This is a genomic window from Rhizobium sp. 9140 (assembly GCF_900067135.1).
GTDB lineage: Bacteria > Pseudomonadota > Alphaproteobacteria > Rhizobiales > Rhizobiaceae > Ferranicluibacter.
Window position 1 is genome coordinate 3357543 of sequence record NZ_FJUR01000001.1, and the last position, 24440, is coordinate 3381982.

The window sequence follows — 24440 nt, forward strand, 5'->3', positions numbered from 1 at the left end:
TGTCAAGCGGCAAGACGGATGCGATGGTAGGGTCGAGCGTAACGCTCCCGATGTGCACATCTTATTGCCGGCCGGCGCCCTTGCGGGGACCGTCAGTCGCCGGAGAGAATGAGATTTGGCACTTTTCTTCGCTATTTTTTCGAGCCAACCCCTTTTCATGGCGGACGTGTGGTGAGATAAGGAGCGCCGAAGTCACCATACCACCGCCCCAGCGGGCGACAGAGATCAAGGTTCGAGATGCAGGTTCTGGTTCGAGACAACAATGTTGAGCAGGCGCTGCGCGTGCTCAAGAAGAAGCTTCAGCGCGAAGGCGTCTTCCGCGAAATGCGTATGCGCGAAGCCTATGAAAAGCCTTCCGTGAAGCGTGCTCGCCAGAAGGCTGAAGCTGTTTCCCGCCAGCGCAAGAACGCCCGCAAGCAGCTGCAGCGCGAAGGCCTCCTGCCCGGCCCGAAGAAAAAAGTTGTGACCCGCTAAGATCCGAACGGCGCCGTCGGACGGTATCCGATCGTGAGCGGCTGGTCTTCGAAAACACCCCGGAACGACGCATGGCGTCGCGCCGGGGTTTTCTGCGTTTTGCCGTAGGATCCAGCTTGCTGCCCCGGCGCATAGACCGCAAGGCGCAAGCCGGTCATCGCGACCGGCCTGCACCAGCGGCCCGGTGTTACGAAGCCTCGTCGAACAACGTCTTGTATAGCCGGGGCTGGCAGCGGAGATATTGCGGAGCGGCTTGCACCGTTGCTCCCAAGTGCGCGGCCGCATGCCAGGGCCAGCGGGGATCGTAGAGAATCGTCCGGGCAAGCGCGATCATGTCGGCATCGCCCGTACCGATGATGGATTCGGCCTGCTCGAACTCGGTGATCAGCCCCACGGCGACGACCGGGATGGAGACGGCCTGCTTCACATCGCGCGCCAGCGGCACCTGATAGCTCGGGCCGACGGGAATGGCCTGCGCGTCGCTCAGCCCGCCGCTCGAAACATGGATCGCCGCGCAACCGCGTGCCTCGAGTGCCTGCGCGAAGGCAACAGTCTGCGCACTGTCCCAGCCGCCTTCGACCCAGTCCGTTCCCGACACCCGCATGGTGACCGGTCGTTCCGCGGGAAAAGCCTGCCGGACGGCCTCGAACACCTCGAGGGGAAACCGCATGCGGTTTTCAAGCGAGCCGCCATAAGTGTCTTGGCGGGTGTTGGAGAGCGGCGAGAGGAACTGGTGCAGAAGATAGCCATGGGCGCCATGGATCTGCACGGCATCGATGCCGAGACGCGCGGCCCTGCGGGCGGCATCGGCAAACCCGTTTCTGATCCGCTCCAGACCGTCGGCATCCAGCGCTTCCGGCGCATCATAGGACGGCTTGAACGCCGACGCCGAAGGCGCCACCGTCTTCCAGCCGAGCGCATGATCGGGCGGCAGCTGCGCCCCGCCCTTCCAAGGCAGATCGGTGGATGCCTTGTGGCCGGCATGGCCGAGCTGGATCGCGACCGGCATGTCCGACCAGCGACGAACGCCCTCCAGCACACGCGCCATCGCGGCTTCGCAGGCATCGTTCCACAGCCCGACATCGCCGAAGCTGATGCGCCCTTCCGGTGTTACCGCCGTCGCCTCGATGGTCAGAAGCCCCGCGCCCGATTGGGCAAGCATCCCGAGATGAGTCAGGTGCCAATCGCTCATTTCGCCGTTTTCGGCGGAATACTGGCACATCGGCGCAATGACGATGCGATTGCGCAACGTCAGGCCACCGACGTCGATGGGCGAAAAGAGTTTGGGTGAAGCCATGTCGATCTCCTGAAGACATTCGCGGCGCTGGAACAGCCGCTGCTACCCTGCAGCATATAGGGTGGCAAATCGCTCATTACATACGGCCATGCGGCCCGAGACCTGTCATCCCATGCCGGAACGTGCGCCGCCGCTTGCGAAAACCGAGCGGGCGCGCGACAACTGGGAAACGGCACCGTCTGCCGCAGCAGGTCAAGGAGGGAATGCACATGTTCGACCACGTTTCCATCGGCGTCCGGGACATCGACCGGTCGCGCATCTTCTACGATGCCGCTCTCACCCCGCTCGGCTATGGCCGGCTGACGAGCGGCGCGACGATGCTCGGTTACGGGGATGAGCAGGTGGGGCTCTGGGTGACGCAGGCCGAACATCCGGTCCGCCCGGATCTCCGCTCCGGCCTGCATTTCTGCTTCAAGGCCTTCAGCGAAGAGGCCGTCGAAGCCTTCCACGCCGCCGCCGTCGCCCATGGCGGAGAGGACAACGGCGCCCCGGGCCTGCGCCCGGAATACGCCACCTTCTACTACGCCGCCTTCGTCATCGACCCCGATGGCTACCGGCTGGAAGCCTTCTTCCACAAACCGGACCTGTAATCCGCGATATCGAGGCGGCGAACCGATCAGACCGGAATTTGAGCGGCGACGTCTCGATCCGACGGCCGCTCGCTCGCGGAAAGCCCGTTGGCGACGCCGAGGCGATCGGCCTCGTTCCGGTTCTGGCTCATCTTGCGCTTTCCCTCCAGATGCGTGATCGGCATGCGCAGGCCGACGATGCCGCGCAGCTGGGATGCGATGAAATCCGCCGGCGCGTCGTCCACCGCCCAGGCAACAGCCCTCGGCTCCTCATGCAGCGTCGTCAGCCGTGTCACGACATCCAGCAGACGCTCGGCATCGTCGAAGAATGCCACCGGCCCGCGCGCCTGAACCGTCACGTAATTCCAGGTCGGCACGACCTTTCCCGTCTGCTGCTTTGTTGCGTACCAAGTCGGCGTCACATAAGCATCCGCCCCCATGAAAATCGCCAGCCCATCGCCGATGGTCGGCGTCCGCCATTGCGGATTGGCCTTGGCGAGATGTCCGTAGAGAACGCCGTGCTCTCCTTCGCTTTCGTCCAGAAAAAGCGGCAGCGGGGTGGCGAACGGCCCGTCAGCGGTGGCGGTGACAAAATTCGCCAATCGCACCGCCCGAACCGTTGCCAGCAAGGCGCTGCGATCGTCAAGGCGGAAGGCGGGCGGTGTGTACATGGCGTCGATCCTCGTTCAGCCCTAGAGATTAGCGCATAACGGGACGTTGAAAAACAGCCTGTTCACTGCGGCGATCAGGAAAGCGACCGGCCTCAGCGAAAATCGACCTTCGTCAAGGCAAGCGCCTCCCGGCGCAGATCAACGGCGCGTTCCGGCTCGAAGGAGCGCTCCAACGCATCTTGTGCCGCCTTCCACAAGGGAACCGCACAGTCCCGCACCCGCCTGCCCTCGTCCGTTAGCCTATAGGTATGGGCCTGCTCACCTTTTGCTCGCGAGTTCTCGATCCAGCCGCCGGCCAGCAGCGGCTTCAGCGCGCGTAGCAGCGTCGTGCGCTCCATCACCATGATCTCGCCGAGTTCGGTCATCCGGATACCCGGCCGGCGATTGATGATGCTGAGGAGAGAATATTGCGAGATCGACAGGCCGAGCGGCGCGAGATGGGCATCGTAGAGCCGCGTGACATGCCGCGAGCCCCGGCGAAGAGCAAGGCAATGGCACTGACGAGATTCTTCTGACGTCGACATGCGTAAAAGATAGATGTGTATTTACACACTTTCAATCCTCCATTACGAATGGATTGACAGCGCAAGGCCGTTTGTCAGGCATATGCCGTGTTCGCCTGCGTGCCGTCGATTCGCCGCCACCCACAAAGGTCCTCCCATGCTCTCCACCAGCGTCTCGGCATGGCTTTCCGCCCGGAACATCCATTATGGTTGGGTCGTGGTCGTGACGACCTTTCTGACCATGCTGGCGACAGCGGGCGCGATGGGCTCGGCGGGCGTCCTCATCCAGCCGCTGCATCAGGAATTCGGCTGGGATATCGCCGATATTTCCTTCGCCATGGCGGTCCGCCTCGTGCTGTTCGGCCTGCTTGGGCCGTTCGCCGCGGCCTTCATGACGCATTTCGGGGTGCGGCAGGTCGTCTGTTCGGCGCTCCTCCTCATCATGAGCGGCATCGTCCTCTCCTTCTTCATGCAGGAAGTCTGGCAGCTCGTGCTCCTCTGGGGCGTCGTCATCGGCACGGGGACGGGCATGACTGCGCTGGTGCTGGGCGCGACCGTTGCAACGCGGTGGTTTTCCAAGCGCCGCGGCCTCGTGATCGGCCTGATGACGGCGAGCAACGCCACCGGACAGCTCGTTTTCCTGCCGCTGCTGGCAGCCCTGTCGGAAGCCTATGGCTGGCGCACGGCGCTGACCTTCATCACCGGCGTTCTCGTTGTCGCCATGGTGTTCGTCATGCTGCTCATGCGCGACCGCCCGGCCGACCTCGGCCTGCCCGCCTACGGCGACACCCAGCCCGGTCCCGCGCCGCGCCGGGACCAGGCCTTCCTCACCACGCTCGTCTCACCCCTGAAGACGCTGCACGAGGTCTGCGGCCGACCGGTGTTCTGGCTGCTCTTCGGCACCTTTTTCGTCTGCGGCCTCTCCACGAACGGGCTCATCCAGACCCACTGGATCTCGATCTGCGGCGACTTCGGCATGACGGCGGTCACGGCGGCCGGCACGCTGGGCGTCATCGGCGTGTTCGATTTCCTCGGCACCATCGGCGCCGGCTGGCTGTCCGACCGGTACGACAATCGCTGGCTGCTCTTCTGGTTCTACGGCCTGCGCGGCCTGTCGCTCCTCTACCTCTCGATCTCCGGTTTCGGCTTCACCGAACTCTCCGTCTTCGCCATCTTCTACGGCCTCGACTGGGTGGCGACCGTCCCCCCGACCGTCAAGCTGACGGCCGACAGCCTCGGTCGCGAAAAGGCGCCGCTCGTCTTCGGCTGGGTCTTCACCGGCCACCAGCTGGGTGCCGCGACTGCCGCCTTCGGCGCGGGCTGGCTGCGCTCGGACTACGAGAGCTACATGCCGGCGCTGCAGATGGCCGGCCTTATGTGCATCCTCGCCGCTCTCGCCGTGGTCACGCTCCGCCGTCCTGCCGCCACCATTCCGGCCACGGCCTGAGAGAGCCCCGGGCATCTTCGCGAACTTCTTCTTTGTCTGTCCATCACTAGACGATACCGTAACAATGGCTCCGAACGAGCCGCCCGGTCGCCCGGCCGATCTGTCACACGAAGGACGGGCCGCCGGTGCGCACCATCGCGGAGCCACCTTCCGATCGAGCGAGAGGGAGCGGGATGGTTGAGACTCAGGCGACCTTGACGACCAGCTTGCCGAAGTTGCGGCCTTCCAGCAAACCGATGAAGGCCTGCGGGGCGTTCTCCAGTCCTTCGACGACGTCCTCGCGATAGCGCAACCGCCCCTCGGCGATCCAGCCGGTGGCTTCTTTCAGGAAGGTATCGCGCTGATCGGAAAATTCATATTGGATAAAGCCGCGGATCTGGAGGCTGCGGCTCAGAACCTCGCGCATGAAGCCCGGCAACCAGTCCGGGCCGGAGGGCGCCTTTCCCCCCTGGTTGTACTGCGCGATCAGGCCACAGACCGGCACCCGCGCATAGGTGTTGAGAAGCGGGAATACGGCCTCGAAGACATGACCGCCGACATTCTCAAAATAAACGTCGATACCCTCGGGGCATGCCGCCTTCAGCTGCTCGGCAAAATCGGGTGCCCGGTGATCCACCGCGACATCGAAGCCGAGTTCGTCGCGCAGGAAGGTGCATTTGTCCGTCCCGCCGGCAATGCCCACGGCGCGCGCACCCTTGATCCGGGCGATTTGCCCGACGACGGAGCCGACGGCACCGCTCGCGGCGGCCACCACCACCGTCTCGCCCGGCTTCGGCTGGCCGATGGTGAGCAGCCCGGCATAGGCGGTAAAGCCGGGCATGCCGAGAACGCCGAGGGCCGTTGAGACGGGCGCCGCATCCGGATCGAGCTTGCGCAGGCCCTTGCCGTCGGACAGCGCGTAGGACTGCCAGCCGGAATGGGAGAGGACGATGTCGCCGGTCTTGAAATCGGCGTGGTTCGAGGCGATCACCTCGGCCACCGTGCCGCCCTCCATCACGTCGCCGATCTCCACCGGCTTGGCATAGGACTTCGCCGTGCTCATCCGCCCGCGCATATAGGGGTCGAGCGAAAGATAGAGCATCTTCAGGAGCAACTCCCCTCGGGATGGCTGGGGAACGGCCACCTGCTCGACGTGGAAATCCTCCGCGACCGGCGCGCCCTGCGGTCGGCGGGCCAGCGTGATCCGTGTGTTCGTAAGGTCTGTCATGCCATCGTCCTTCCTGTCTCCGCCATCGCGGCGGATCGGCGGAACCTCCGCCGATTGTCAGGCTCTGACATAGGCCGCCAAGCCGAAGGTGCAACGTTTTCACGCCACCTCATGCGCCCGCCACGGGATAGCCGAGCGCCCGCGCGCCATCGGCAAGAGCCGCCAGCGGCGCGTAATCCACATCCTCAAGCGAAGCAAAACCGACAAGGCCGAGATCCTCGCGAACCTCCGCCAGAGCCGGATCGGCCGCGGCCGCATCGAGCACCCGTTGGAGAAGAGCGACCTCCACATCGGGCGCGGACAGGCGGGTGATCAGCGGCAGTCCCGGCCCCTTCATCGTCTCGCCAAGCACCCGAATGCCGGAAAGGCGTCGGGGGTCGAAGCGGAGGATGTTGGCGAAGGTGATACAATCGATGGCCGCGATATCCGCGGCACCCTCGCGCACCGCGTCGATGCTGGCGGCGTGGCTACCGGTCTGGAGGCAAGCACCGAAAAAGCGGCCGTCCCTCGCCAGCGGCGCGACCATCGCGCGGAAGAGATTGGCACCGGAATTGCTGTCCGCCTGGTTGATGGCAGCGCGGGCACCTTTCAGGCCGATCAGTTCTGTCGCCTTGCTGTCGCTGCGCACGATGAGAAAGCTGCACATGTCAGGACCGTCGCAGCCGGGATGGCGATAGACCGGCGTCGCGACCAGCCGCACCTTGCCCCGCAGCCGGCTGACGAAGGGAAAGCCGCAGGTCTGCGCGAGCAGAAGATCCGGTCGCAGCCAGGCTTCGTCATAAGGCAGTGTCGAAAGCGCCTCGGGCACGCCTGCGAGACCCTCCGCACGAAGCCTGTCGCGGAGATAATGCCAGAGCTTTGCCGTTGCCGCCGCCACGGGCTCCGGGTTCGCATACATGGCAAGGCTGGCGAGTCGCGGCGCGACATTCGAAATCTGCGGCATAGACTCCCTTCGAATGAAATGAGCTCACGTCATCCCCGCCTCACACGGAATGATGCGGATGCGTGATGCGGTCGTGCGGGCGCAGCAAGAAGCGGCGGGCGACATCGAGATAGCCGTTGTAGACCAGACCGCCATTCGCCGCCACCAGGGCTTCCCGGTCGCGCCGGTAGATGGCCGGCAGGCGATACCAGGGAAGGCCGGGCTTGCGGTGATGCAGCACATGCAGGTTGTTGAACAGGAAAACCGGCCCAAAGATGCGGCTGTTCTCAACAATCGCCGTGCGCTCCGCCTCCGCCTCGGCAAAGCGGTGCTCGGCATAGGAGCGCAGCCGGGTGATGGCCGCGCCGGGATAGACGAAGCCGAAGAAATAGAGCCAGAACGGCATGCCGCAGATGGCGACGACCCAGGTGAGGACAACCGCCACCCCCAGCGCGTGCAGCGCCCAGATGCGCCGGCGACCGGCTTCGTTGCGCCACACGTGGCGCGCCTCGCCGGCCAAAAAGCTCGCCAGCATCACCGCGGGACCGATCGTCAGGCGCCCGAGCAGCGTCAGGTTCCACTGCGCCAGCCGCTTGCCCGTCCGCCCGAGGCTCAGCCACATGGCCTGCGTGAAATAGGAGGATTCCGGATCTTCCACCGGGTCGGTCAGGAATTCGTCGCGGTGATGGTCGAGATGGCTCTCCTTGTAGATAGGATAGGGCAGCCACAGAGACAGAGGCACGAAGCCGATTGTATCGTTGATGCGTCGGCTCCGCGTCGGGTGATGATGGATGACCTCATGCTGTAGCGAAGCGTGCCACGCGATCAGCAAACCGCCGATGACGACCACCAGCGGCAGCGGCAGCAGCGCCCACCACCACGTCACGCCCAGAAAGCCGCCGTGGATGCCGACGGCGAGAAGAACCGTCGGCCATTCCACCCTTGCCGATAGGGAGGCGGGTGGTGGCGTGAAGCGGTGCGTGGCAGTCTCGGTCATCGATATACCTCTGTTGGTTGCTTGATTTTACGGCTGCGTCGGTCGCCTGGCGCAGATCGGCGATGATGTCGTCGGGGTGCTCGATGCCGATCGACAAACTGACATAGCTGGGGGTCACACCTACCGCCCGCTGGTCCTCGGTGCTCAGTTGCGCGTGCGTCGTGGTCGAGGGATGGATGGCCAGCGACCGGGCATCGCCGATATTCGCAAGATGATAGAAGAGCGTCAGCGCATCGATGAACCGGCGCCCCGCCTCGCGGCCCCTCTTCAGCTCGAAGCCCACAAGCGCGCCATAGCTTCCCGGAACACAGTAGGCCTCGGCCTTTCGCGTGCCTGACCCGTCTGGAACTTCGGGAAGATCACTATGTCCACTTTCGGGTGGGACAGGAGGAAATCTGCCACCTTGATCGCATTGTCATTGTGCTGGCGTAGGCGCGGCGGCAGCGTCTCCAGCCCCTGGATCAGGTTGAACGCGTTTTGCGGGCTGATGGCGGGCCGGGGCTTCGAGCGCAAAGAGCTTATCGGCTGTTTCTGTGTTGGAGATCTGAAACGACGAGGTCTAGTAGATCGGCACCGCCACGGCACCGGTCGTTGGATCGAACCGGAAGCTGCCCCCGTGCAGCGCCAGCGTTTCGGGATGCCGGCTCTTGAAGGTCGCTGCGCCCAAGGGCAAGCCCGAGGCTGCCCATGCTCGACACACTGCTGCTCAGCGACGTTTGGTGGTTGGTGGATCGTCATGACGTTGTCTCCATGGGAGGTCGGATGGGATGGGGAAATCAGGGGTATCGGAGTGCCTATGGAGACAGCGTAGAGGCAGTCATAAAAATACACAGTTTTAATAGACTATTTTTTCGAGCATATTTGAAATCGCTTTCTCAAGTGCGGCCTTCCGGCAAAATGCTGCCGGCAGGACGGTTTGCGCCGCTCCTCCCCGAAGGTTTCATGGCCGATCATGGTGGAAGCTTTGCGTAAGCGCTCACATCGGCACAAACACATGCTCGGGAGACCGTGAAAAAGAGCATGCAATATCTGTCATCGGCGAACACCACGCTTAGTCTACAGACCAACTCAGTTTCCCGGGTGCGACCTCGGGACTTTCGACCTGCGACGGAGCACATCATGCCGATCACCAGACGTTCCCTCACCGCCGCTTTGGCCGGCACAGCGCTTCTTCCCCTTCTCGGCATCCTGCCCGCCCGCGCTGCCGACAAGGTTATCCGCGTCGGCTACCAAAAATACGGCACGCTGGTGCTGCTGAAAGGCAAGGCCATTCTGGAGGAGAAGCTGGAGAAAATCGGCTACACCGTCGAATGGTCCGAATTCCCGGCGGGGCCGCAATTGCTGGAAGCGCTGAATGTCGGCGCCGTCGATTTCGGCTCGACCGGCGAGACGCCGCCGATCTTTGCGCAGGCTGCCGGCGCGCCCCTCGTCTATGTCGCCCACGAGCCGCCTGCACCCCGTGGCGAGGCCATCCTCGTGCCGGCCGACAGCCCGATCAAGACCGTTGCCGACCTCAAGGGCAAGAACGTCGCGCTGAACAAGGGCTCGAACGTCCACTTCCTGCTGGTCAAGGCGCTGGAAGATGCGGGACTTGCCTATACAGACATCAAGACCTCGTTCCTGCCGCCGGCCGATGCCCGCGCCGCCTTCGAACAGGGCGCCGTCGATGCCTGGGTCATCTGGGATCCTTTTCAGGCCGCAGCCGAAGCCGCCATCGGCGCACGCACCTTGCGCAACGGCGAAAACCTCGTGCCGAACCACCAGTTCTACCTAAGCACGAAGAGCTTCGTGGACGCCCATGCCGAAGCGCTCGACGTGACGATCACCGCCATCGGCGAGATCGACCAGTGGGCAAAGGCAAACACCGCAACGGCCGCACAGGAACTCGCCCCCATCGTCGGCATTCCCAACGATATCCTCGCCATCGCGCTCGGACGTCAGTCCTTCGGCGTCACGCCGCTCAGCCAAGCGGTCGTCGCGCAGCAGCAGGTGATCGCCGACACCTTCCACACGCTCGGCCTTATCCCCGCGCCGATCGTCATTGCCGACAACGTCCGCAAGGGTGGTGCCTGATGGCGGAAGCCTCGCTCGCCGGCTCCGGAACCGAAGCCTCCGGCGCATCGCGGAAACGAACGCGCTCGGATCGCGCTCCCGGTACGGGCGCCGCCATCTGGCAGCGCGCCGCACCCTGGGCATTGCCGGTCGCGATCCTCGTCCTCTGGGAGATCGCCTCGCGCAGCGGCCTCGTCACCGCTCGTCTCATTCCCGCGCCGACCGCCGTCGCCGCCGCTTTCTGGCGGCTGCTGCTCGACGGCTCGCTCCTCTACCACACGCTCGCCTCTACTCAGCGGGCGGTGATCGGCCTCCTCATCGGCGGCGGCATCGGCTTTGCGCTGGGCGTGATCAACGGCCTGTGGCGGCCGGCGGAAACCTTCCTCGACAGCACGATCCAGATGGTGCGCAACGTGCCGCACCTGGCGCTCATCCCGCTCGTCATCCTCTGGTTCGGCATCGGCGAGACGGCGAAGATCTTCCTCGTCTCCGTCGGCGTGTTCTTTCCGATCTACATGAATACCTTCTACGGCGTGCGCACCATCGACCCGCAGGTCGTCGAGATGGCCGAAGTCTACGGACTCAACCGCCGCGCCATGATCCTGCGCATCATCCTGCCCGGCGCCCTGCCCTCCATCCTCGTGGGCCTGCGCTATGCACTCGGCTTCATGTGGCTGACGCTGATCGTTGCCGAAACCATCTCGGCCACTAACGGCATCGGCTACATGACCATGAACGCTCGCGAGTTCCTGCAGACCGACGTCGTGCTGCTTGGCATCATCGTCTACGCCCTGCTCGGCAAGGTCGCCGATCTCGCCACGCGCGCCATCGAACGGCGCGTCCTCTCCTGGCATCCGGCCTATCAGGGTCGGGAAAAGGGAACGCCATGACTCTCGCACTGAAATCTTCCCACACCGCACAGCAACAGGAAACGAGACGGCCGGCAACACCGGTCAACGGACTGCCTCTGTCGCTGTCGAACCTGGAAAAGCGCTTCGGTGCGCTGAGCGTCCTCAAGAAGTTCTCGCTGGACGTGCCCGCCGGCCGGTTCCTCGCCGTCGTCGGGCGCTCGGGCGGCGGCAAGTCCACGTTGATGCGCCTCATCGCCGGGCTGGACAAGCCGACCTCCGGCACCGTCGCCATCGGCGGTGAGACGGTCGAAGGGCTCAATCCCGATGTGCGCCTGCTCTTCCAGGAGGCCCGGCTGGTGCCGTGGCAGCGCGTGGGGGAAAATGTCGGCATCGCCCGCAGTCCCCAATGGCAGGAAACGGCCCGCACCACACTGCGGGATGTCGGCCTCGAAGGCCGGGAAAACGACTGGCCCCATGTGCTCTCCGGTGGGCAGAAACAGCGCGTAGCGCTCGCCCGCGCCCTCGTCAGCCAGCCGCGCATCCTCCTGCTCGATGAGCCCTTCGGTGCACTCGACGCCCTGACGCGCATCGAGATGCACCGGCTTCTCGAAACGCTGTGGACCGCGCGCGGTTTCACCACCGTGCTGATCACCCATGACGTCGCGGAAGCCGTCGCGCTGGCCGACCGCGTCGTCGTGCTGCGCGAAGGCGCCGTCGCGCTGGACATCGACATCGACCTCGACCGTCCCCGCAGGGAGTTGGCCGATCCGCGTGCAGTGGATCTTCAACGGCGGATTCTGGAGGCGGTCTGACGCCTTTCCCGTGAACCGGACTTTACCAGAAAGGCTCTGCATGGGCTATTGGCGCCTTGTCTGCCGGCAATTCACACAGGTAGCGCGCTCGGTCATGAAAAGCGCCTTTGCGGCACGCCAAGCAATCGCTTCAGAACACACCAATTCCTCGAAACATTCTCCCGACCTTACGCGTTAACCCGTCATAAAAATCAGAAGACAGCGGTGGGAGTGAAGCATGACCGATCAGCAGAAAATGTCCTTCGACGCGAGCCTCCTCAAGATTATCGTCGCCGCCGGCGCTGCGCTCATTACCGTATCCGCCCCGGTGCTACTTTTGGTCTGACGGATCGCTCTACGGTCTGACGAGTCCGATAGTCCTGCGCTCGGCGCCAGTGATCTGAACAACCACATGAGCAAGCGTTTGGCCAAACCGGCGACAAGCATTTTGTGAAAATATACGCATAATGTGAAAGAAAAGATCGGCTTCGGGAAAGCCATTGATTTCGCTGGTCGGAGTGGCAGGATTTGAACCTGCGACCCCCACGTCCCGAACGACGTATGTATTCGCGAAAGCCCGCAACTCCGGGCTTTCGCGAGCAAACCTTTCCCTCTTTGTTCTAATCATGTTCCGCAAAACTGTGCGGAAGCTGTGCGAAAACGGCCAACCTAAGCCGCGCCGCAGATCGAACGGGAGAGGTTATGAACGAGGTCTTCAGGCGCCCTTTGCAAGCGCCGATCCCCCGCTTTGTAAGACTGCCCAAAACATTTTCTGAAGCGGCATCCAGCTATATCGAGCATGGCGGCGAGGCGAAGTATCTGCGGCACGTCATCGATCGCATTGGTGATGTGGACGTCACCTCGATATACCCGTTCGATGTCCGCGAACTTGCAAAAGAGCTTTTGCCAACGCAGCGAAACTCCACCCGAAACAGATGCGTGATCACGCCGATCCGAGCCGTCCTCAATCACGCCTACGATCGAGGATGGGGAGACATCGTCCGTATCAAGAACATGAAAGAGGAGCGGCCTCGTAGAAAGAAAGCGGCGTCGCAGGCATGGCTGCACGCATTCGTTCGTCAGTGCTCAATGGATCGCCTGGAGCATCTTGCCAACCTCGTTCTTTTCATGAGCCAAACCGGCGCTCGCGTATCAGAGGCCGTCGCGCTTCAATGGCGAAACGTCGACCTTGCGCGCCGCACTGCGCTGCTGGTCAAGACCAAGACGGATCACAACTCGACGCGCCATTTGACAGACCAGCTCGTCGCCCGGCTCTATGCAGCGTCGCCGAATGCATCACCTGACGGAAGAGTGTTTCGCTACACCAACCGGCATTCCGTCAATGAGCGTATTGCCGCCGTCTGTGCCCGCGCAGGGATTTCCTACAAGCCGTCACACACATGCGGCCGGCACGCTTTTGCGAATAATACCCTTGCTATGGGAATAGATATCAAGTCTGCGATGGATGCCGGCGGCTGGCGCAGCATCAATGTGTTTCTCGGCACGTATGCCAACCCGCGGAACTCCGGCCGGGTGGTGGCCGATCGTCACAACCTCTACCAGTTCGACACGGATCTATAATACGGCTTGCTTGGATGGATACCCGAACGAGCCGGAAGATAGAGACGACGGCAAATTATTTCGATAGCCTCGGCATTGCGATTCGACGGCACATGTCTTACGCGTAGGCAACTAAATGCATGTGCGGGGGCGATAGTGCGCAGTCGGGATCTTCCGGAATTTGATAACCCGCCGCTGAATGAGATGATTGTCGGAGTTCAGTTCAATCCTGCGGAAACATACTCGCAGATTCGCGCCGGAGAAGTGTGGTCTTTGTTCAAGAAACGATACCCGCTACACGAAGAACACCCGCCTCTCCTTCCCCAGTTTGAGACCTTCGGGTTACCAGCACCGCCGCAGTTTGGCTTCAATATGGTCAACGGCGGGCAGCATGATCGCTTTTGGTTTCTCACGCCTGACCGACGAGAGCTGATACAGTTTCAAGAGGATCGCCTCTTGCATAACTGGAGGCAGGTGGACGGCGCCCCCACTGTAAAATACCCACGATTTGAAAACATTCTAGATAAGTTTTCAGAGGAAGCCACGGAGCTGTCTAGGTATTTCTCGTCTATTGGAAGCCGACCTATTACATTCAATCAGGCTGAGATAACATATACCAATCATATTGTCTTAAACAATAGCGACATTGGTTCGACACATGTTGACTATCTAAACGTTCTGAATTTAGAACGTGTCGTTGACCCAGACGACATCGTTTTTATTATGAGAAGAGTGCTTTCAAACGGCGAAAATCCATTTGCACGTCTGATTGTTGAGGCAAAAACCGCCGTTCACAATCAAACGTTTCAGAGAATGGTGGTTTTGTCGCTCACCGTAAGAGGCAACCCGCCGGATGGCAGCCTTGAAGATGTACTTTGGTTTCTTAAGTTGGGACACGAAGTGATCGTTGAGGAGTTTACCGCGATCACAACAGATTATGCTCATGAAGTTTGGGGCAGGACATACTGATGGCAGCACAGGCCGCTACTAACACACCCTACTCCAGTAGTCACGCACATCGATATCCAACTGACCCATTCAACAAGAGGGTACTGCAGACCCGTGCACCTGACTGGGAAAGTTTAATCCTTACCAGGCTGGAGGAACTCGTGCGGCTGCCTTACAACTGGGACGGCTACGGGGGTACGGCAATTGGGTTTGGCTTAGCTACGTTCGTAATGAAGATGCTTGGTTCGGCATGCCCTCACGGGACGAGGGCGCCCGCAATTGTGCCTGCAGGCAATGGCGACGTTCAGGTCGAATGGCATACGTTTGAATATGATATTGAGCTACATGTTGAGGCTCCATTTCGGGTCCACGCGTGCCGTGTGCACAATGGTGAGATAGAAGAACGATTGCTGACGAATGAATTCTCTCTCGTCGCCAATTGGCTGCGTGAGATGGAGGCAGCAATTGCCGCTCGAACCACCGCCGCGTGATGATCAGGGCCAGGTCATACCTCACGACCATCCAGAAGTTCTTGACGAACATGGCGTGATACGCCGCATATCCCGACATCACCTTGTGATGGACGAGAAAGTTGGAGGCATGCGCGTGTCCTCAGCGGCCTTCAGTTGTTCCAGCGGCATAAATGGCGGCATGTCTGTTGATCTCGAAACGTCGATTTTAGAGGCGGGTCTCGACCCGCGGATTTTCGTCATCAACCCTCCCTTCATTGGAGCGGTTCGCTTCATTGCAGGATATCTTCGATCGGAAAGCCTGTTAGTGGGGAGTGATCCACTCCCGGAGAACCCTCATCACGGTGAGGTATGGGGAAATTTTTCGAAAGGACTCCGTACTCGGCTCCTCAGCAACTCAGTTATGCTCGTAGAACCCCAGTAACCACCACAACAATATACAGCTTGGGAAGCTTCGAGAACCCTGAGCCTTTTCAAGGCAGCGTTTCACTCAGTTGCGCCAGACGCCCCTATCAGCCCATGCAGCTTGACTCGGAATGCTGTGAGAACATACTGAGAACGAAATCTCAGTCAGCAGGCAGCGAGTCCCACCATGAGCGACGAAAACAGAACGGCATCTACCGCCAAGATGGAGATGTACGAGCACTACTGCGTCGAGCCTTCATGTCGCGCATGGGGTTCCTTCGGCTATGACCGGGGCCGAGGCGTTACCGACTGGTGGTGCAGTGAGCACGTCCCGCGCGACGAGAACGGCGAGCGGAAGATGAGCTACTGACGCCATGGTGATGGGAGATCTGAAGACACCGCACGATCACGTCTACTTCGAGATCCGCATGGCCTACTCGCTCTCGCCTCAATACCAGAAGCGAGGATTCGGCGGGTCAAAGCCCGGCAAAGGCAGGCAGCCACGGGTTATCCTGCAACTGGCAAAGGCTATGGCCGCACGGCTCGACTATGCCCTGACGTTCGCCCCACACTCGGTTGCTGATCTCGAACGCGTCATCTGCTCGACAATGGAGGCATACGCGCCAGAAGCCGCCTATGAGACCGTCATTCGGGACGGCAACAAGCGGGAAGAAGCTCAGAGATTTTTGACCGGCCGGGTCACGGATGATCTGATTGCGGCCTTCACGTTCGAGAAGAAGGCATTTACCGGCCTGCATCCTATCACTGCTTCCAGCTACCCGCCGGGATGGAACTGGCAAGAGCGACTGAAGAACGGAGAACTTTGAGCCCTGCGGAACGAGTCTCCACACTGATGGTTGTCCACACGAAAGGGAGACCCGTCATGGAAGAAATCTTCAGCCCCAAGTTTACCAAGGACCACCCGGACTATGCGCTGGAATGTGAGGAGGCGTTAGACCTACCCGTGCAGGAACTGATCGAGGATGCGGTTCAGGCCGGCTGGGATAACCGGACGATCTTTAAGGCTCTGGCGAAGCTCGCAGGGGCGAAGGCGTTGGCCTATGAGGAAGATCCGGACCCGGAGGATGACCCGGCCTTGTCCGACAGCAGCACGCCGGAGTTCGGCACATTCCCCGTCGAGTGACCGCTCCCACCCCGCGCACCGCACGCACGGGGTGGATCAGGTCGCGCCGCGGAGAATCAGTAGCACGGACCGTTCAGCTTGCCGAGATCGATGTTCCGATCAGGATGCCGGCGATCAGCGATCCGATCCCAACAGCAAGAACCATCGACCAAATGGCCCTGCTTCCGATCTTGTCGTTCTTGACGCCAGGAGCCGACAGGAAGAGCATTCCCGAGACCATGAAGGCAAATGGCCAGAAGCCAGAGATAGCGCTCTCTGACCACGACACGGGCCTCCCTGCATAGTTGAATAGGATCACGTAAATCCTCTGGCAAAGAAGCACGCACCAAACGATGAAAATGCCGAGGATGAGCTGCAACTCGCCGCTATCGGCTCCGTCCCTCAGCGACTTCATTGCCGATGGGAACCATGTTGCCGTGATGATAATAGCGGTCCCGAAGGCCAGCGAGTTGAAGACATCCCGTAGAATGATGGCCGGCACGAACATCGCCGGAATCCAATAGGCCAGAACGGCCAGTACGGTGATGACGATGGCCTTGTTCGGGCTGATGGTGCGGATCATCGATGCTCTCCGGATACGATGCTGAGGACGTTGCCGGCAAGCTGCTGGCGGATTTGCCAAGATGAGCGTTCCGCCGCAACGACGACCTCCGCTGTTCTTGCCCGATGATGTTTGATCTCGGCTTCAATGGACTCGTCGCGATCGGCTGCCGCGACGTTAAGATGCGTTATCGGTTCGACGTGCCCGCCGAAGAGTTGCCTGAGGAGCCTCATGCCATTCCCTTTCCGCGGACAGCGGCCAACAGAGCGTCGTTCTGGTTCTTGTAGTCCTTGGCGAACTCATAGCCGAGCTTCGCCTCGGTGACCCGGTCATCATAGATTTCCTTGATGAGCGCGTCCTTCGCCGCCAGCTCGACCTTATGGGCCGTGTCCTTCGCCTCGAGCTTATTCCACAGCTTGATGACCACATAAGCGAGAACGAGAACGCTCGTTCCGAGAACGCCTTCTGTCAGGTACGGGCGAGCGATTTCGTTTACGAGGTCAGGCTGCATGCGGGCTTGCTCTTATTTCGACTGAACGATGATGTCTGGCTGGTTGGCCGGCGTCTGGATCACCACCGGCGCATCCTTCGGCAGCTGTTCGTCGATGGCCTTGGCAGCGTCGAGACCCTTTTGCGAGGGACGCCTGTAGATCGCCCAGGCGACTGTCCCGAGCGTGATGGCGCCGCCAACGATCGCGTCGAGGTTCTGGCTGAGGATTGCGCTCTGCTCGTCGTCGATCCAACCACGCGTGGCCAACGCCGCGCCGATCGCCGCGAGCGCATAGCGCAAGATCATGGGGAGATAGTTGGTGATGTTCATTTCAGGCTCCTTTCACGAGCGGTGGGCGTCGAGGATGGCATCGTGGAAGGCGTAGGCCTGCCGGGCGATGTCTTCGGCCTTGTCATTGCCGTTGATGATGCGACGGGCGCCGACCCAGTCGGCCGACTTGCTGTTGAGGTAGTCGCTCAGCTTCTTGCCGGTGAAGCGGCCATGGACCATGCCGTCGAACATGATCCGGACGGCAGTCTTCGGCTCTAGGGCAGTGTCCGGCGCGCCCTCGATGCCGTAGGTCCGGTAGTTGTCGCGGCCGGTGATCTGCACGAGGCCGCGCCCGCGATAGCGCCAGCCGTCGCCGCTGGCCTCGCTGCCGTTGCCGATCCGATTGGCGTAGGCGCGATTGGCGATCTTCTCCGGCTTGCGCGCGTAGGAGTTAGCTTGAGCGGCCGTGAAGTATTTCGGGAAGGTGGCGCGCAGACCGGCCGCCGAATAGTTCAAGTTCTCGACCACCGGCTGCATGGCTCTGCCGGTCTCGTGGAAGGCCGTGGCCAGCATGTAGGCCAGCCAGCGGAGATCGGTGAGCCCCGACGCCTCCCATGCCGACAGGATCTCCTCCATGCCGGCAACCTGCCCTGGGGTCAGGCGCCCGTCGAAAAGCTGCGCAGAGGTTCGCACCCCCGCGAAGAAGGTCGCGTGCTTCATGATGATGTTCCTGTGGTTGTGCGCAAGCCTCGCTTCAGCGAAGACGAGTAGGCTGGCCTTCTGACAATCAGGAGGCTGGGATGGCTTCAGACGATATCAACTGGATGGCGTGGTTCGTCGTCGCCGAGCAAATGACGCGCGGCGAAAAGGACGCGGCTAAAATGGTGGCTGCGGGCATCCGGCTCGAAAGGCGCCGCTGGCTAGAGCAGCAATATTATCGGCCGCCAGCTACTTCAGGAGTGCCAGATGACGTATGACTGGGATGGAAAGCGGACACGGCAGCTGAAGATCATCCAGGGTGTTGCTGTCGGTATGACCGTCGTGGCGGTATGTGCAGGCTTCGCAGCGCTGCTGGCCCTAGGTGCTGATCTTCCGTTCGGCCTAGTCGGGTAAGGCGTCTAGGGCGACCTAGTAATAGCGAGGGCGATGCAGCTCGGATTAGATATCCAATAACCGCGATTAATCGCGACTACCGTGAGCTATTCGCTGATGCTTTCGCGGATCGACGCTGCGTCATCTCTTGCCTGCTTCAGCTTCGCCTGCGTCGTTTCCAATTCGGAATTGAGATGCGCGAGATAGGTCTCATACTGTTCGGCCTCGCGATCGAGGCTCTGGGCTGCGCGCATCATGGTTTCGTTGACATTGCTCATTTGGAAAATCCTCTCCGTTAGATTTCAGTTTGTGTGGTTGGTCGGCTGGAAGGCATTATCCGCCTCCATAGGTCTCCTTCTCTAGGCCCATGAGCCGTCTAAGACCGGGCCCACTGAGAAGCCTCTGTCGGAAACGACCGCATTATTCAGCGCCGCAAGCTCGGCCTGCAACGCGGCGATTTGATCCTCAGCGGCTATGCGTGCCTGGCGCTCGGCGTTGGCATCGGCGATCGCAGCCTGCACCGCCTCATGCGCAACGGCTACCTCCGCCAAGGCGGCATCGTTCACACCCTTCACAAGGACCGACGCCGGGAAGCCCAGCTCTTCCGCCTGCTCAGCAGTCAAGGCGTCGCTGAAACTCGTGACCATTTCGCTCGGCCGATGCGGGTTGGGAGAGCGCATTCCAAGAATGACGTGGAATGCAGATGGCTCCTTTTCATCGGAGGCGCGCCCTCGGTAGAGAAACTCATGCACATAAACTTCCATGATCGCACTCCTTAGGCTGATACGGTGACGTTGGTGCCGCTGATCTTCCATGCGGACCCGTTGGAGATGACCTCGACACCGGTTCCAGCACCCGACGCTTCCTGCATGCCGAGACCGGTGAATGCTCGGCCATTGGATGCCCAAGCCTTGCCACGGGGTGTGGCGCTGGCGGCAGGGAGTGTTGCCACGGTGTAAGGGGGCAGTTGAGGCGGGCCGGTGAACACGGCAGCGGATAAGCGGGCATAGAGCGTGTTCAGTTCTTCCTCGGTCTGGCGAACTCTTTGCCAGACCGAAAAAGCGCCGCTGTTTGATCGTATTCGACGGTATGTTTTGCTGTCCGTCAGCGTCCCACCGATCTCTGTGAGTATCTGCTCACAATGAGCAGTGCCGCGCGCTTTAACGATCCCAAAACAAAATTGCGCCACAGGCGAGTTAAGCGCAGTGTCCAGCCCGGTATAAAAACCGGGTTCAATCGCCAAGTCCCAATTGGTTACACTGACGATTGTGGAGCGAAGCCTGTCAGGTAGCTGAGCGTCAAGGATTGTCCCCGTGAGATCAGCCGCAGAACCCGATGAAGCGACAGGGGCAAGACCCAAGGCCGTTCGTGCAGCGGACTGGCTAGCACTTCTCAGCAAGGAGCGACCGATCGAGGTAGAACCCGACATGGCGCCCAATCCGACCACGTCTATGCCGAGATGCAGGTTTGCCACGATCTCCCGGCCAATCGCCGGCAGTTCGATGAGGCCCGGATGGTTGATCTTATTAGAAGGGCAGACATCGAGCGTCGTCAGGCCGCCCAACGCTGCGATGAAGCGATCGTCGTAAAGGTGATCGACCGGCACGAACGGGACATCGAGCGCATCCGCGACACGCTTGATCAGCCGGTTCGTGAATGCCCAGTTGTGGATCGCCAGTGTGCGCGGACGGGCCACTCCAACGAAGATCGGCAGAATGCCGGCAGCAAGGAAGGTCTGGCCGATGATGGTCAGCCGCGTTTCGCTGTCGGGGTTGCCGAGTTCGTTCATGCCAAGCGGCACTAGGGCCGCATGCGCACCGGACGCGGCGGCACTGGTCAGCCAGGACGTAGGCGTAGAACCGGAAACCGCATCTGCCGAGGACCATCCGGCAACGGACCAGTTGTCGTAGACAAGATCCTGCCCGAGCACATAGCCCTGCTTTTCGAGCGCTGATACGACTTCCCAGGCCATGCCTACACGTGTGTGAACGACACCTGCGCCGTCGTCGGCTCGGCCGAGCTGCACAGCCGTGTAGAGCGGGATCGTCGCCAGAACGTCGGAGCCGTAGCCCTCAGCAAGATAGACGGCTGTGGAGCGGTCACGCATGGTGCCGTTCGGAGCTGTGGACGACGGCACGGACGAATGCTGGGCATTGATGCTGTCACCGAAGCTGATCAGCTTGATCGCCTGCCGGCTGGCAGCACGCGCCGTCAGAGTTTTTGCACGACGACGGTTCTCGCTGCGGATCTGGTCCCGCCATGCCTTGGCCTGAGGCATGACGCCATCGACCAGCTCATAGAGCATCGTCCACTGCACGGTCGCCTGATAGACGCGCAGCATCGCGATAGGCAGTTGGCGGAGCGAAGTACGCTTCGGCATGAAAGCGTCCGGATCGCCCGCACGCTCCGTGCCCTGAATGATGCCGAGCTGCTTGGTGGAGACATCGTAGTAGAGCAGATCAAACCGGATGTTCGTCGATGCCGTGGCAGCCAGCGCGATCGTCTGAGACGGCGTCCAGAGCCCCATGCCGGACCGGCCAACAAGCGCACGGCATGTGATGGACAGACCGGTCGCGACGACAGCGGAGATCGATGCATCGAGGATCGTTTCCTCGAGTGCCAGAGGAGCCGAAGCCGGCAGCTGCGCCAACTTCATCGGGTCGGCCTTAAGGTCGAAGCCGATCTGGATGCGGGCGCCATAGTCGGCCGTCGTATCTGTCAGGAACGTCGTGTTCGTGCCGTCAACCAGCGGCGTGAAATATCCTGCCTCGACGCCGGCGCCAACGAGGAAGGCAAGATCCGAGCCCGCGCCATCGTTGGAGAACCCGATGTACTCCCCCGCCTTGAGCGCCATTGCGCCAACTTCATCTTCGATGAGGGTGTTCGGCCCACCGAGCAGACGAACCGGATAATCCTTGCCCACCTGGTTGAACGAATTGCCGGCTTTGACGAAGCGCTTAAGCTTCACGACGATTTCGCTATGCGCATACGCACGCAAGGCCGACAGCTTGCTGTCACGGGCGACGGGCTCGCTAAACACCCAGGTGTTGCGCGGCAGGCTATCGCCTGTAACGCCTGCCTTCCGGATGCCGATGGTCTGAATAGATCCTGAGACGGCGTCCGACACAAAGCCGCGCGCAGCCGGCGCCGCTCCGGCGTTGACGACGAACTGCACCTGAAGCTTGGCTGACGTATCGATCGTGTTATCCGCGAAGGAAGGCTGATCGCCGGCTGCGCCGTAGAAACCGCTGTTCGTCCCAAGCAGGTAGCAAAGGATGCCATTGCCGTAGATGCCCAGATAGTCGCCGGCGAAGACCGGGATCGTGCCGAGATTATCCACAGACGACAGGTTCAAGCCCGCGGATACCGGGACGAGGTAATCCTGCGCGATGGAAATGAAGTTGTCGCCGGTCTTCTTATAACGGCGGACCTTCACGACGCCCGCCGCCTTGGCAAACAGGAACAAGCCGCCGAGATAACCATCGCGCGTGACCGGCTGCGGAAGGACGAAAGTCTGGTCAGTCGCCGTCGTACCAGTGACAGGCGTTTCCGCAATGCCAATGACCTGACGATCAGCCACCCGATCAAGGCGATCAAGAATGAGGTTCTGAGCAGTCGTGAGGGCGTTGTCGGTTGACTGGCGAAAGCCAGCCTCCGCAGCGATGCCGTCTGACGCAGCCTGAAGAACAGCAGCGATCCGCGCGGCAAGCGAAGTGGAAACTCCGCGTGCTGCCACAACTTCGGACGTCACAAGGTTTACACCTTGCGTAAGCGTATTATCAGAAGATTGGCGGAAACCCGCTTCTGCCGCAATGCCATCAGAAGCAGCTTGGAGAACAACGGCAATGCGGGCTGCAAGGCTCGCTGATGCCCCACGCGCCGCATTCACCTCGGAAGTAACTGAATTGACGCCCTGGGTGAGTGTGCTGTCAGATGCTTGGCGCAGGCTCGCCTCGTTCGCTATACCATCAGATGCAGCCTGCAGAACGGCCGCGATACGGGCGGCAAGGCTGGATGCTCCTGCTCGCGCGGCGCCAACTTCACTCGTTACCGAGTTCACACCCTGCGTGAGCGTGTTATCCGACGACTGTCGGAAACCCGCTTCTGCCGCAATGCCATCAGAAGCAGCTTGGAGAACAACGGCAATGCGGGCTGCAAGGCTCGCTGATGCCCCACGCGCCGCATTCACCTCGGAAGTAACTGAATTGACGCCCTGGGTGAGTGTGCTGTCAGATGCTTGGCGCAGGCTCGCCTCGTTCGCTATACCATCAGATGCAGCCTGCAGAACGGCCGCGATACGGGCGGCAAGGCTGGATGCTCCTGCTCGCGCGGCGCCAACTTCACTCGTTACCGAGTTCACACCCTGCGTGAGCGTGTTATCCGACGACTGTCGGAAACCCGCTTCTGCCGCAATGCCATCAGAAGCAGCTTGGAGAACAACGGCAATGCGGGCTGCAAGGCTCGCTGATGCCCCACGCGCCGCATTCACCTCGGAAGTAACTGAATTGACGCCCTGGGTGAGTGTGCTGTCAGATGCTTGGCGCAGGCTCGCCTCGTTCGCTATACCATCAGATGCAGCCTGCAGAACGGCCGCGATACGGGCGGCAAGGCTGGATGCTCCTGCTCGCGCGGCGCCAACTTCACTCGTTACCGAGTTCACACCCTGCGTGAGCGTGTTATCCGACGACTGTCGGAAACCCGCTTCCTCCGCAAGGCCGTTCATCGTGTCCTGCCGCAAACTCGCGACAGCTTCATAGAGTTCACTGATGTCGACGTCGCCCGTCACGTCATCCGTAATCTCACGCACGTCGATGGACGCGATGTCGGTCTCCGCGCCGTTTCCATAGACCCGGACGAGTGGGAATCCATAGAGGGCGCTCGGCGGGATGGTGTATACGATGTCACCAGGCGCGCCAGACTTGCCGATGACGAACGATAGCCGAAGCGGACCCCCTGCGACCGTTGGTAGATGGATGCCGCCAAGCCGTACATTACTGACGTTCGCCTTGTTCGCGTTCAGGTTCTGCCAACGGATTTCGACAGCATTGTTTGCCGGGTCGCTTGGATCAAGGTTCCGGTCAATCGTCGCCGTGACGAGATAGGTCCGGCCTGCGTCAATCGCGAAGTCGATGCGGCGCGCCACATCCACATAGCCCGATACGTCATCCGTATCCACGCCTCGGATACGCAGAACGGATCCAAGATCCACGGACGTAGCCACCAGACCAACTGTGATCGGTGCGCGCGACAGAGCGGAACCAGTTAGCGCAGATGAGAACAGCGCACGAGCATCACCGGGACGCGCAAAAGCTTGGCCTAAGAGGCTGTTGGATGCCGCAAATGCACTCTGAAGTGGAGCAAGCGCAGCCGCGACCTCTACATCCGTTGCGTAAGGGCCGAGCGCAGTAGAAATGGCTGTGGCCACATCGATATCGGTCGCAAAATTTGCGATCGCAGCAGAAAGATCGGCGTCTGTCGCGTAGGGCAAAAGCGCGGCTGCGATTGCTGTTGCGACCTCCGCATCAGTCGCCATGTTCTGGACTGCCACCGCAAGCTCGGTATCTGTCGCGTAACCGCTGAGGGCTGTGTTGATGAGCGCCTGGATAGCTGCCGCAAGGGACGAACTGGCGCCTTTGAGGCCATCAATCTCGTTTGCTCGACTGACCAGAGCATTCAGTTTTTCGCGCACACTTGCGCCGCCTTCGCCGTTGGCGATGGTTCCAATGGGCATCGTTGGCC

The 24440-nt window shown here is 61.2% G+C and carries 27 protein-coding genes and 1 pseudogene; 13 read left to right on the forward strand and 15 right to left on the reverse strand.

Features of this window, described 5'->3' with window-relative positions; genetic code table 11:
• The first annotated feature begins 237 nt into the window (after positions 1–237).
• Complete coding sequence (rpsU, locus tag GA0004734_RS15750; protein WP_092935191.1) at positions 238–474, forward strand: 30S ribosomal protein S21; 237 nt, start codon at positions 238–240, stop codon at positions 472–474.
• A 187-nt stretch (positions 475–661) separates the two neighbouring features.
• Here the strand turns inward: rpsU and GA0004734_RS15755 are convergent, their stop codons facing one another.
• Positions 662–1771: an NADH:flavin oxidoreductase/NADH oxidase gene (locus GA0004734_RS15755; RefSeq protein WP_092935193.1), complete on the reverse strand. Its 1110-nt coding sequence runs from the start codon at positions 1769–1771 to the stop codon at positions 662–664.
• A 209-nt stretch (positions 1772–1980) separates the two neighbouring features.
• On the opposite strand from GA0004734_RS15755, the gene GA0004734_RS15760 reads away from it, so the two are divergent.
• Positions 1981–2361, forward strand: a complete 381-nt coding sequence (locus GA0004734_RS15760; protein ID WP_092936360.1) for a VOC family protein — start codon at positions 1981–1983, stop codon at positions 2359–2361.
• Between the two features lie 26 nt (positions 2362–2387).
• Here the strand turns inward: GA0004734_RS15760 and GA0004734_RS15765 are convergent, their stop codons facing one another.
• Both GA0004734_RS15765 and GA0004734_RS15770 read right to left on the reverse strand, forming a co-directional pair.
• Complete coding sequence (locus GA0004734_RS15765) at positions 2388–3011, reverse strand: FMN-binding negative transcriptional regulator (protein ID WP_092935195.1); 624 nt, start codon at positions 3009–3011, stop codon at positions 2388–2390.
• Positions 3012–3103: 92 nt separating this feature from the next.
• The gene (locus GA0004734_RS15770) at positions 3104–3535 is read right to left on the reverse strand and encodes a MarR family winged helix-turn-helix transcriptional regulator (protein ID WP_092935197.1); all 432 of its coding nucleotides are present in this window, start codon (positions 3533–3535) and stop codon (positions 3104–3106) included.
• 136 nt (positions 3536–3671) lie between these two features.
• On the opposite strand from GA0004734_RS15770, the gene GA0004734_RS15775 reads away from it, so the two are divergent.
• Positions 3672–4961, forward strand: coding sequence for an MFS transporter (locus GA0004734_RS15775; protein ID WP_092935199.1), 1290 nt, complete (start codon positions 3672–3674; stop codon positions 4959–4961).
• 184 nt (positions 4962–5145) lie between these two features.
• Here GA0004734_RS15775 and GA0004734_RS15780 read toward each other — a convergent pair whose 3' ends face one another.
• The 4 genes and pseudogenes from GA0004734_RS15780 to GA0004734_RS15795 all read right to left on the reverse strand — a co-directional run.
• A complete protein-coding gene (locus GA0004734_RS15780; protein ID WP_092935201.1) occupies positions 5146–6168 on the reverse strand; it encodes an NADP-dependent oxidoreductase in 1023 nt (340 codons plus the stop codon).
• Between the two features lie 109 nt (positions 6169–6277).
• Positions 6278–7111, reverse strand: a complete 834-nt coding sequence (locus GA0004734_RS15785) for a phosphate/phosphite/phosphonate ABC transporter substrate-binding protein (protein ID WP_092935203.1) — start codon at positions 7109–7111, stop codon at positions 6278–6280.
• 40 nt (positions 7112–7151) lie between these two features.
• Positions 7152–8087 (reverse strand): fatty acid desaturase, encoded by a 936-nt coding sequence (locus tag GA0004734_RS15790; RefSeq protein WP_092935205.1) that lies wholly within the window; start codon positions 8085–8087, stop codon positions 7152–7154.
• Positions 8088–8121: 34 nt separating this feature from the next.
• Positions 8122–8579 (reverse strand): annotated as a pseudogene (locus tag GA0004734_RS15795) (PLP-dependent transferase); the annotation flags it as partial.
• A gap of 195 nt (positions 8580–8774) precedes the next feature.
• On the opposite strand from GA0004734_RS15795, the gene GA0004734_RS26025 reads away from it, so the two are divergent.
• The 9 genes from GA0004734_RS26025 (at position 8775) to GA0004734_RS15835 (ending at position 16308) form a co-directional block, all read left to right on the forward strand.
• Positions 8775–9059 carry a hypothetical protein gene (locus GA0004734_RS26025; protein ID WP_175386129.1) on the forward strand — a complete coding sequence of 95 codons (285 nt, stop codon included), beginning with the start codon at positions 8775–8777 and terminating at the stop codon, positions 9057–9059.
• A gap of 147 nt (positions 9060–9206) precedes the next feature.
• Entirely contained in the window at positions 9207–10160 is a 954-nt protein-coding gene (locus GA0004734_RS15800; RefSeq protein WP_092935207.1) for a sulfonate ABC transporter substrate-binding protein, read from the forward strand.
• The gene (locus GA0004734_RS15805) at positions 10160–11029 is read left to right on the forward strand and encodes an ABC transporter permease subunit (RefSeq protein ID WP_092935209.1); all 870 of its coding nucleotides are present in this window, start codon (positions 10160–10162) and stop codon (positions 11027–11029) included. Before GA0004734_RS15800 ends, GA0004734_RS15805 begins: the two co-directional genes overlap by 1 nt.
• Positions 11026–11802 (forward strand): ABC transporter ATP-binding protein, encoded by a 777-nt coding sequence (locus GA0004734_RS15810; protein ID WP_092935211.1) that lies wholly within the window; start codon positions 11026–11028, stop codon positions 11800–11802. Before GA0004734_RS15805 ends, GA0004734_RS15810 begins: the two co-directional genes overlap by 4 nt.
• Positions 11803–12483: 681 nt before the next feature.
• Complete coding sequence (locus GA0004734_RS15815; protein WP_092935213.1) at positions 12484–13362, forward strand: tyrosine-type recombinase/integrase; 879 nt, start codon at positions 12484–12486, stop codon at positions 13360–13362.
• A 135-nt stretch (positions 13363–13497) separates the two neighbouring features.
• Positions 13498–14310 (forward strand): TIGR04255 family protein, encoded by an 813-nt coding sequence (locus GA0004734_RS15820; RefSeq protein WP_139056281.1) that lies wholly within the window; start codon positions 13498–13500, stop codon positions 14308–14310.
• A 1041-nt stretch (positions 14311–15351) separates the two neighbouring features.
• On the forward strand, positions 15352–15534 hold the full coding sequence (locus tag GA0004734_RS15825; protein WP_092935219.1) for a hypothetical protein: 183 nt from the start codon (positions 15352–15354) through the stop codon (positions 15532–15534).
• Positions 15535–15538: 4 nt separating this feature from the next.
• Positions 15539–15991, forward strand: a complete 453-nt coding sequence (locus tag GA0004734_RS15830; RefSeq protein ID WP_092935221.1) for a hypothetical protein — start codon at positions 15539–15541, stop codon at positions 15989–15991.
• A 56-nt stretch (positions 15992–16047) separates the two neighbouring features.
• The gene (locus tag GA0004734_RS15835; protein ID WP_139056282.1) at positions 16048–16308 is read left to right on the forward strand and encodes a hypothetical protein; all 261 of its coding nucleotides are present in this window, start codon (positions 16048–16050) and stop codon (positions 16306–16308) included.
• Between the two features lie 73 nt (positions 16309–16381).
• Here the strand turns inward: GA0004734_RS15835 and GA0004734_RS15840 are convergent, their stop codons facing one another.
• Genes GA0004734_RS15840 through GA0004734_RS15860 form a run of 5 tightly spaced genes read right to left on the reverse strand, consistent with a single transcriptional unit; the run spans position 16382 to position 18329 of the window.
• Positions 16382–16870 carry a hypothetical protein gene (locus GA0004734_RS15840; protein ID WP_092935225.1) on the reverse strand — a complete coding sequence of 163 codons (489 nt, stop codon included), beginning with the start codon at positions 16868–16870 and terminating at the stop codon, positions 16382–16384.
• Complete coding sequence (locus GA0004734_RS15845; RefSeq protein WP_092935227.1) at positions 16867–17082, reverse strand: hypothetical protein; 216 nt, start codon at positions 17080–17082, stop codon at positions 16867–16869. Before GA0004734_RS15845 ends, GA0004734_RS15840 begins: the two co-directional genes overlap by 4 nt.
• On the reverse strand, positions 17079–17360 hold the full coding sequence (locus GA0004734_RS15850) for a hypothetical protein (RefSeq protein WP_092935229.1): 282 nt from the start codon (positions 17358–17360) through the stop codon (positions 17079–17081). Before GA0004734_RS15850 ends, GA0004734_RS15845 begins: the two co-directional genes overlap by 4 nt.
• Positions 17361–17372: 12 nt before the next feature.
• Entirely contained in the window at positions 17373–17669 is a 297-nt protein-coding gene (locus tag GA0004734_RS15855; RefSeq protein WP_092935231.1) for a Pam3-gp28 family putative phage holin, read from the reverse strand.
• 12 nt (positions 17670–17681) lie between these two features.
• Positions 17682–18329, reverse strand: a complete 648-nt coding sequence (locus GA0004734_RS15860; RefSeq protein WP_092935233.1) for a hypothetical protein — start codon at positions 18327–18329, stop codon at positions 17682–17684.
• 80 nt (positions 18330–18409) lie between these two features.
• On the opposite strand from GA0004734_RS15860, the gene GA0004734_RS26030 reads away from it, so the two are divergent.
• Positions 18410–18586 carry a hypothetical protein gene (locus GA0004734_RS26030; protein WP_175386413.1) on the forward strand — a complete coding sequence of 59 codons (177 nt, stop codon included), beginning with the start codon at positions 18410–18412 and terminating at the stop codon, positions 18584–18586.
• A gap of 222 nt (positions 18587–18808) precedes the next feature.
• On the opposite strand, the gene GA0004734_RS26035 is transcribed toward GA0004734_RS26030, so the two are convergent.
• The 3 genes from GA0004734_RS26035 to GA0004734_RS15870 all read right to left on the reverse strand — a co-directional run bounded on the left by GA0004734_RS26035 (position 18809) and on the right by GA0004734_RS15870 (position 24432).
• The gene (locus tag GA0004734_RS26035; RefSeq protein ID WP_175386415.1) at positions 18809–18979 is read right to left on the reverse strand and encodes a hypothetical protein; all 171 of its coding nucleotides are present in this window, start codon (positions 18977–18979) and stop codon (positions 18809–18811) included.
• An 81-nt stretch (positions 18980–19060) separates the two neighbouring features.
• Positions 19061–19465 carry a hypothetical protein gene (locus tag GA0004734_RS15865; RefSeq protein WP_092935235.1) on the reverse strand — a complete coding sequence of 135 codons (405 nt, stop codon included), beginning with the start codon at positions 19463–19465 and terminating at the stop codon, positions 19061–19063.
• 11 nt (positions 19466–19476) lie between these two features.
• Positions 19477–24432 carry a pyocin knob domain-containing protein gene (locus GA0004734_RS15870; RefSeq protein WP_092935237.1) on the reverse strand — a complete coding sequence of 1652 codons (4956 nt, stop codon included), beginning with the start codon at positions 24430–24432 and terminating at the stop codon, positions 19477–19479.
• Positions 24433–24440: the final 8 nt, after the last annotated feature.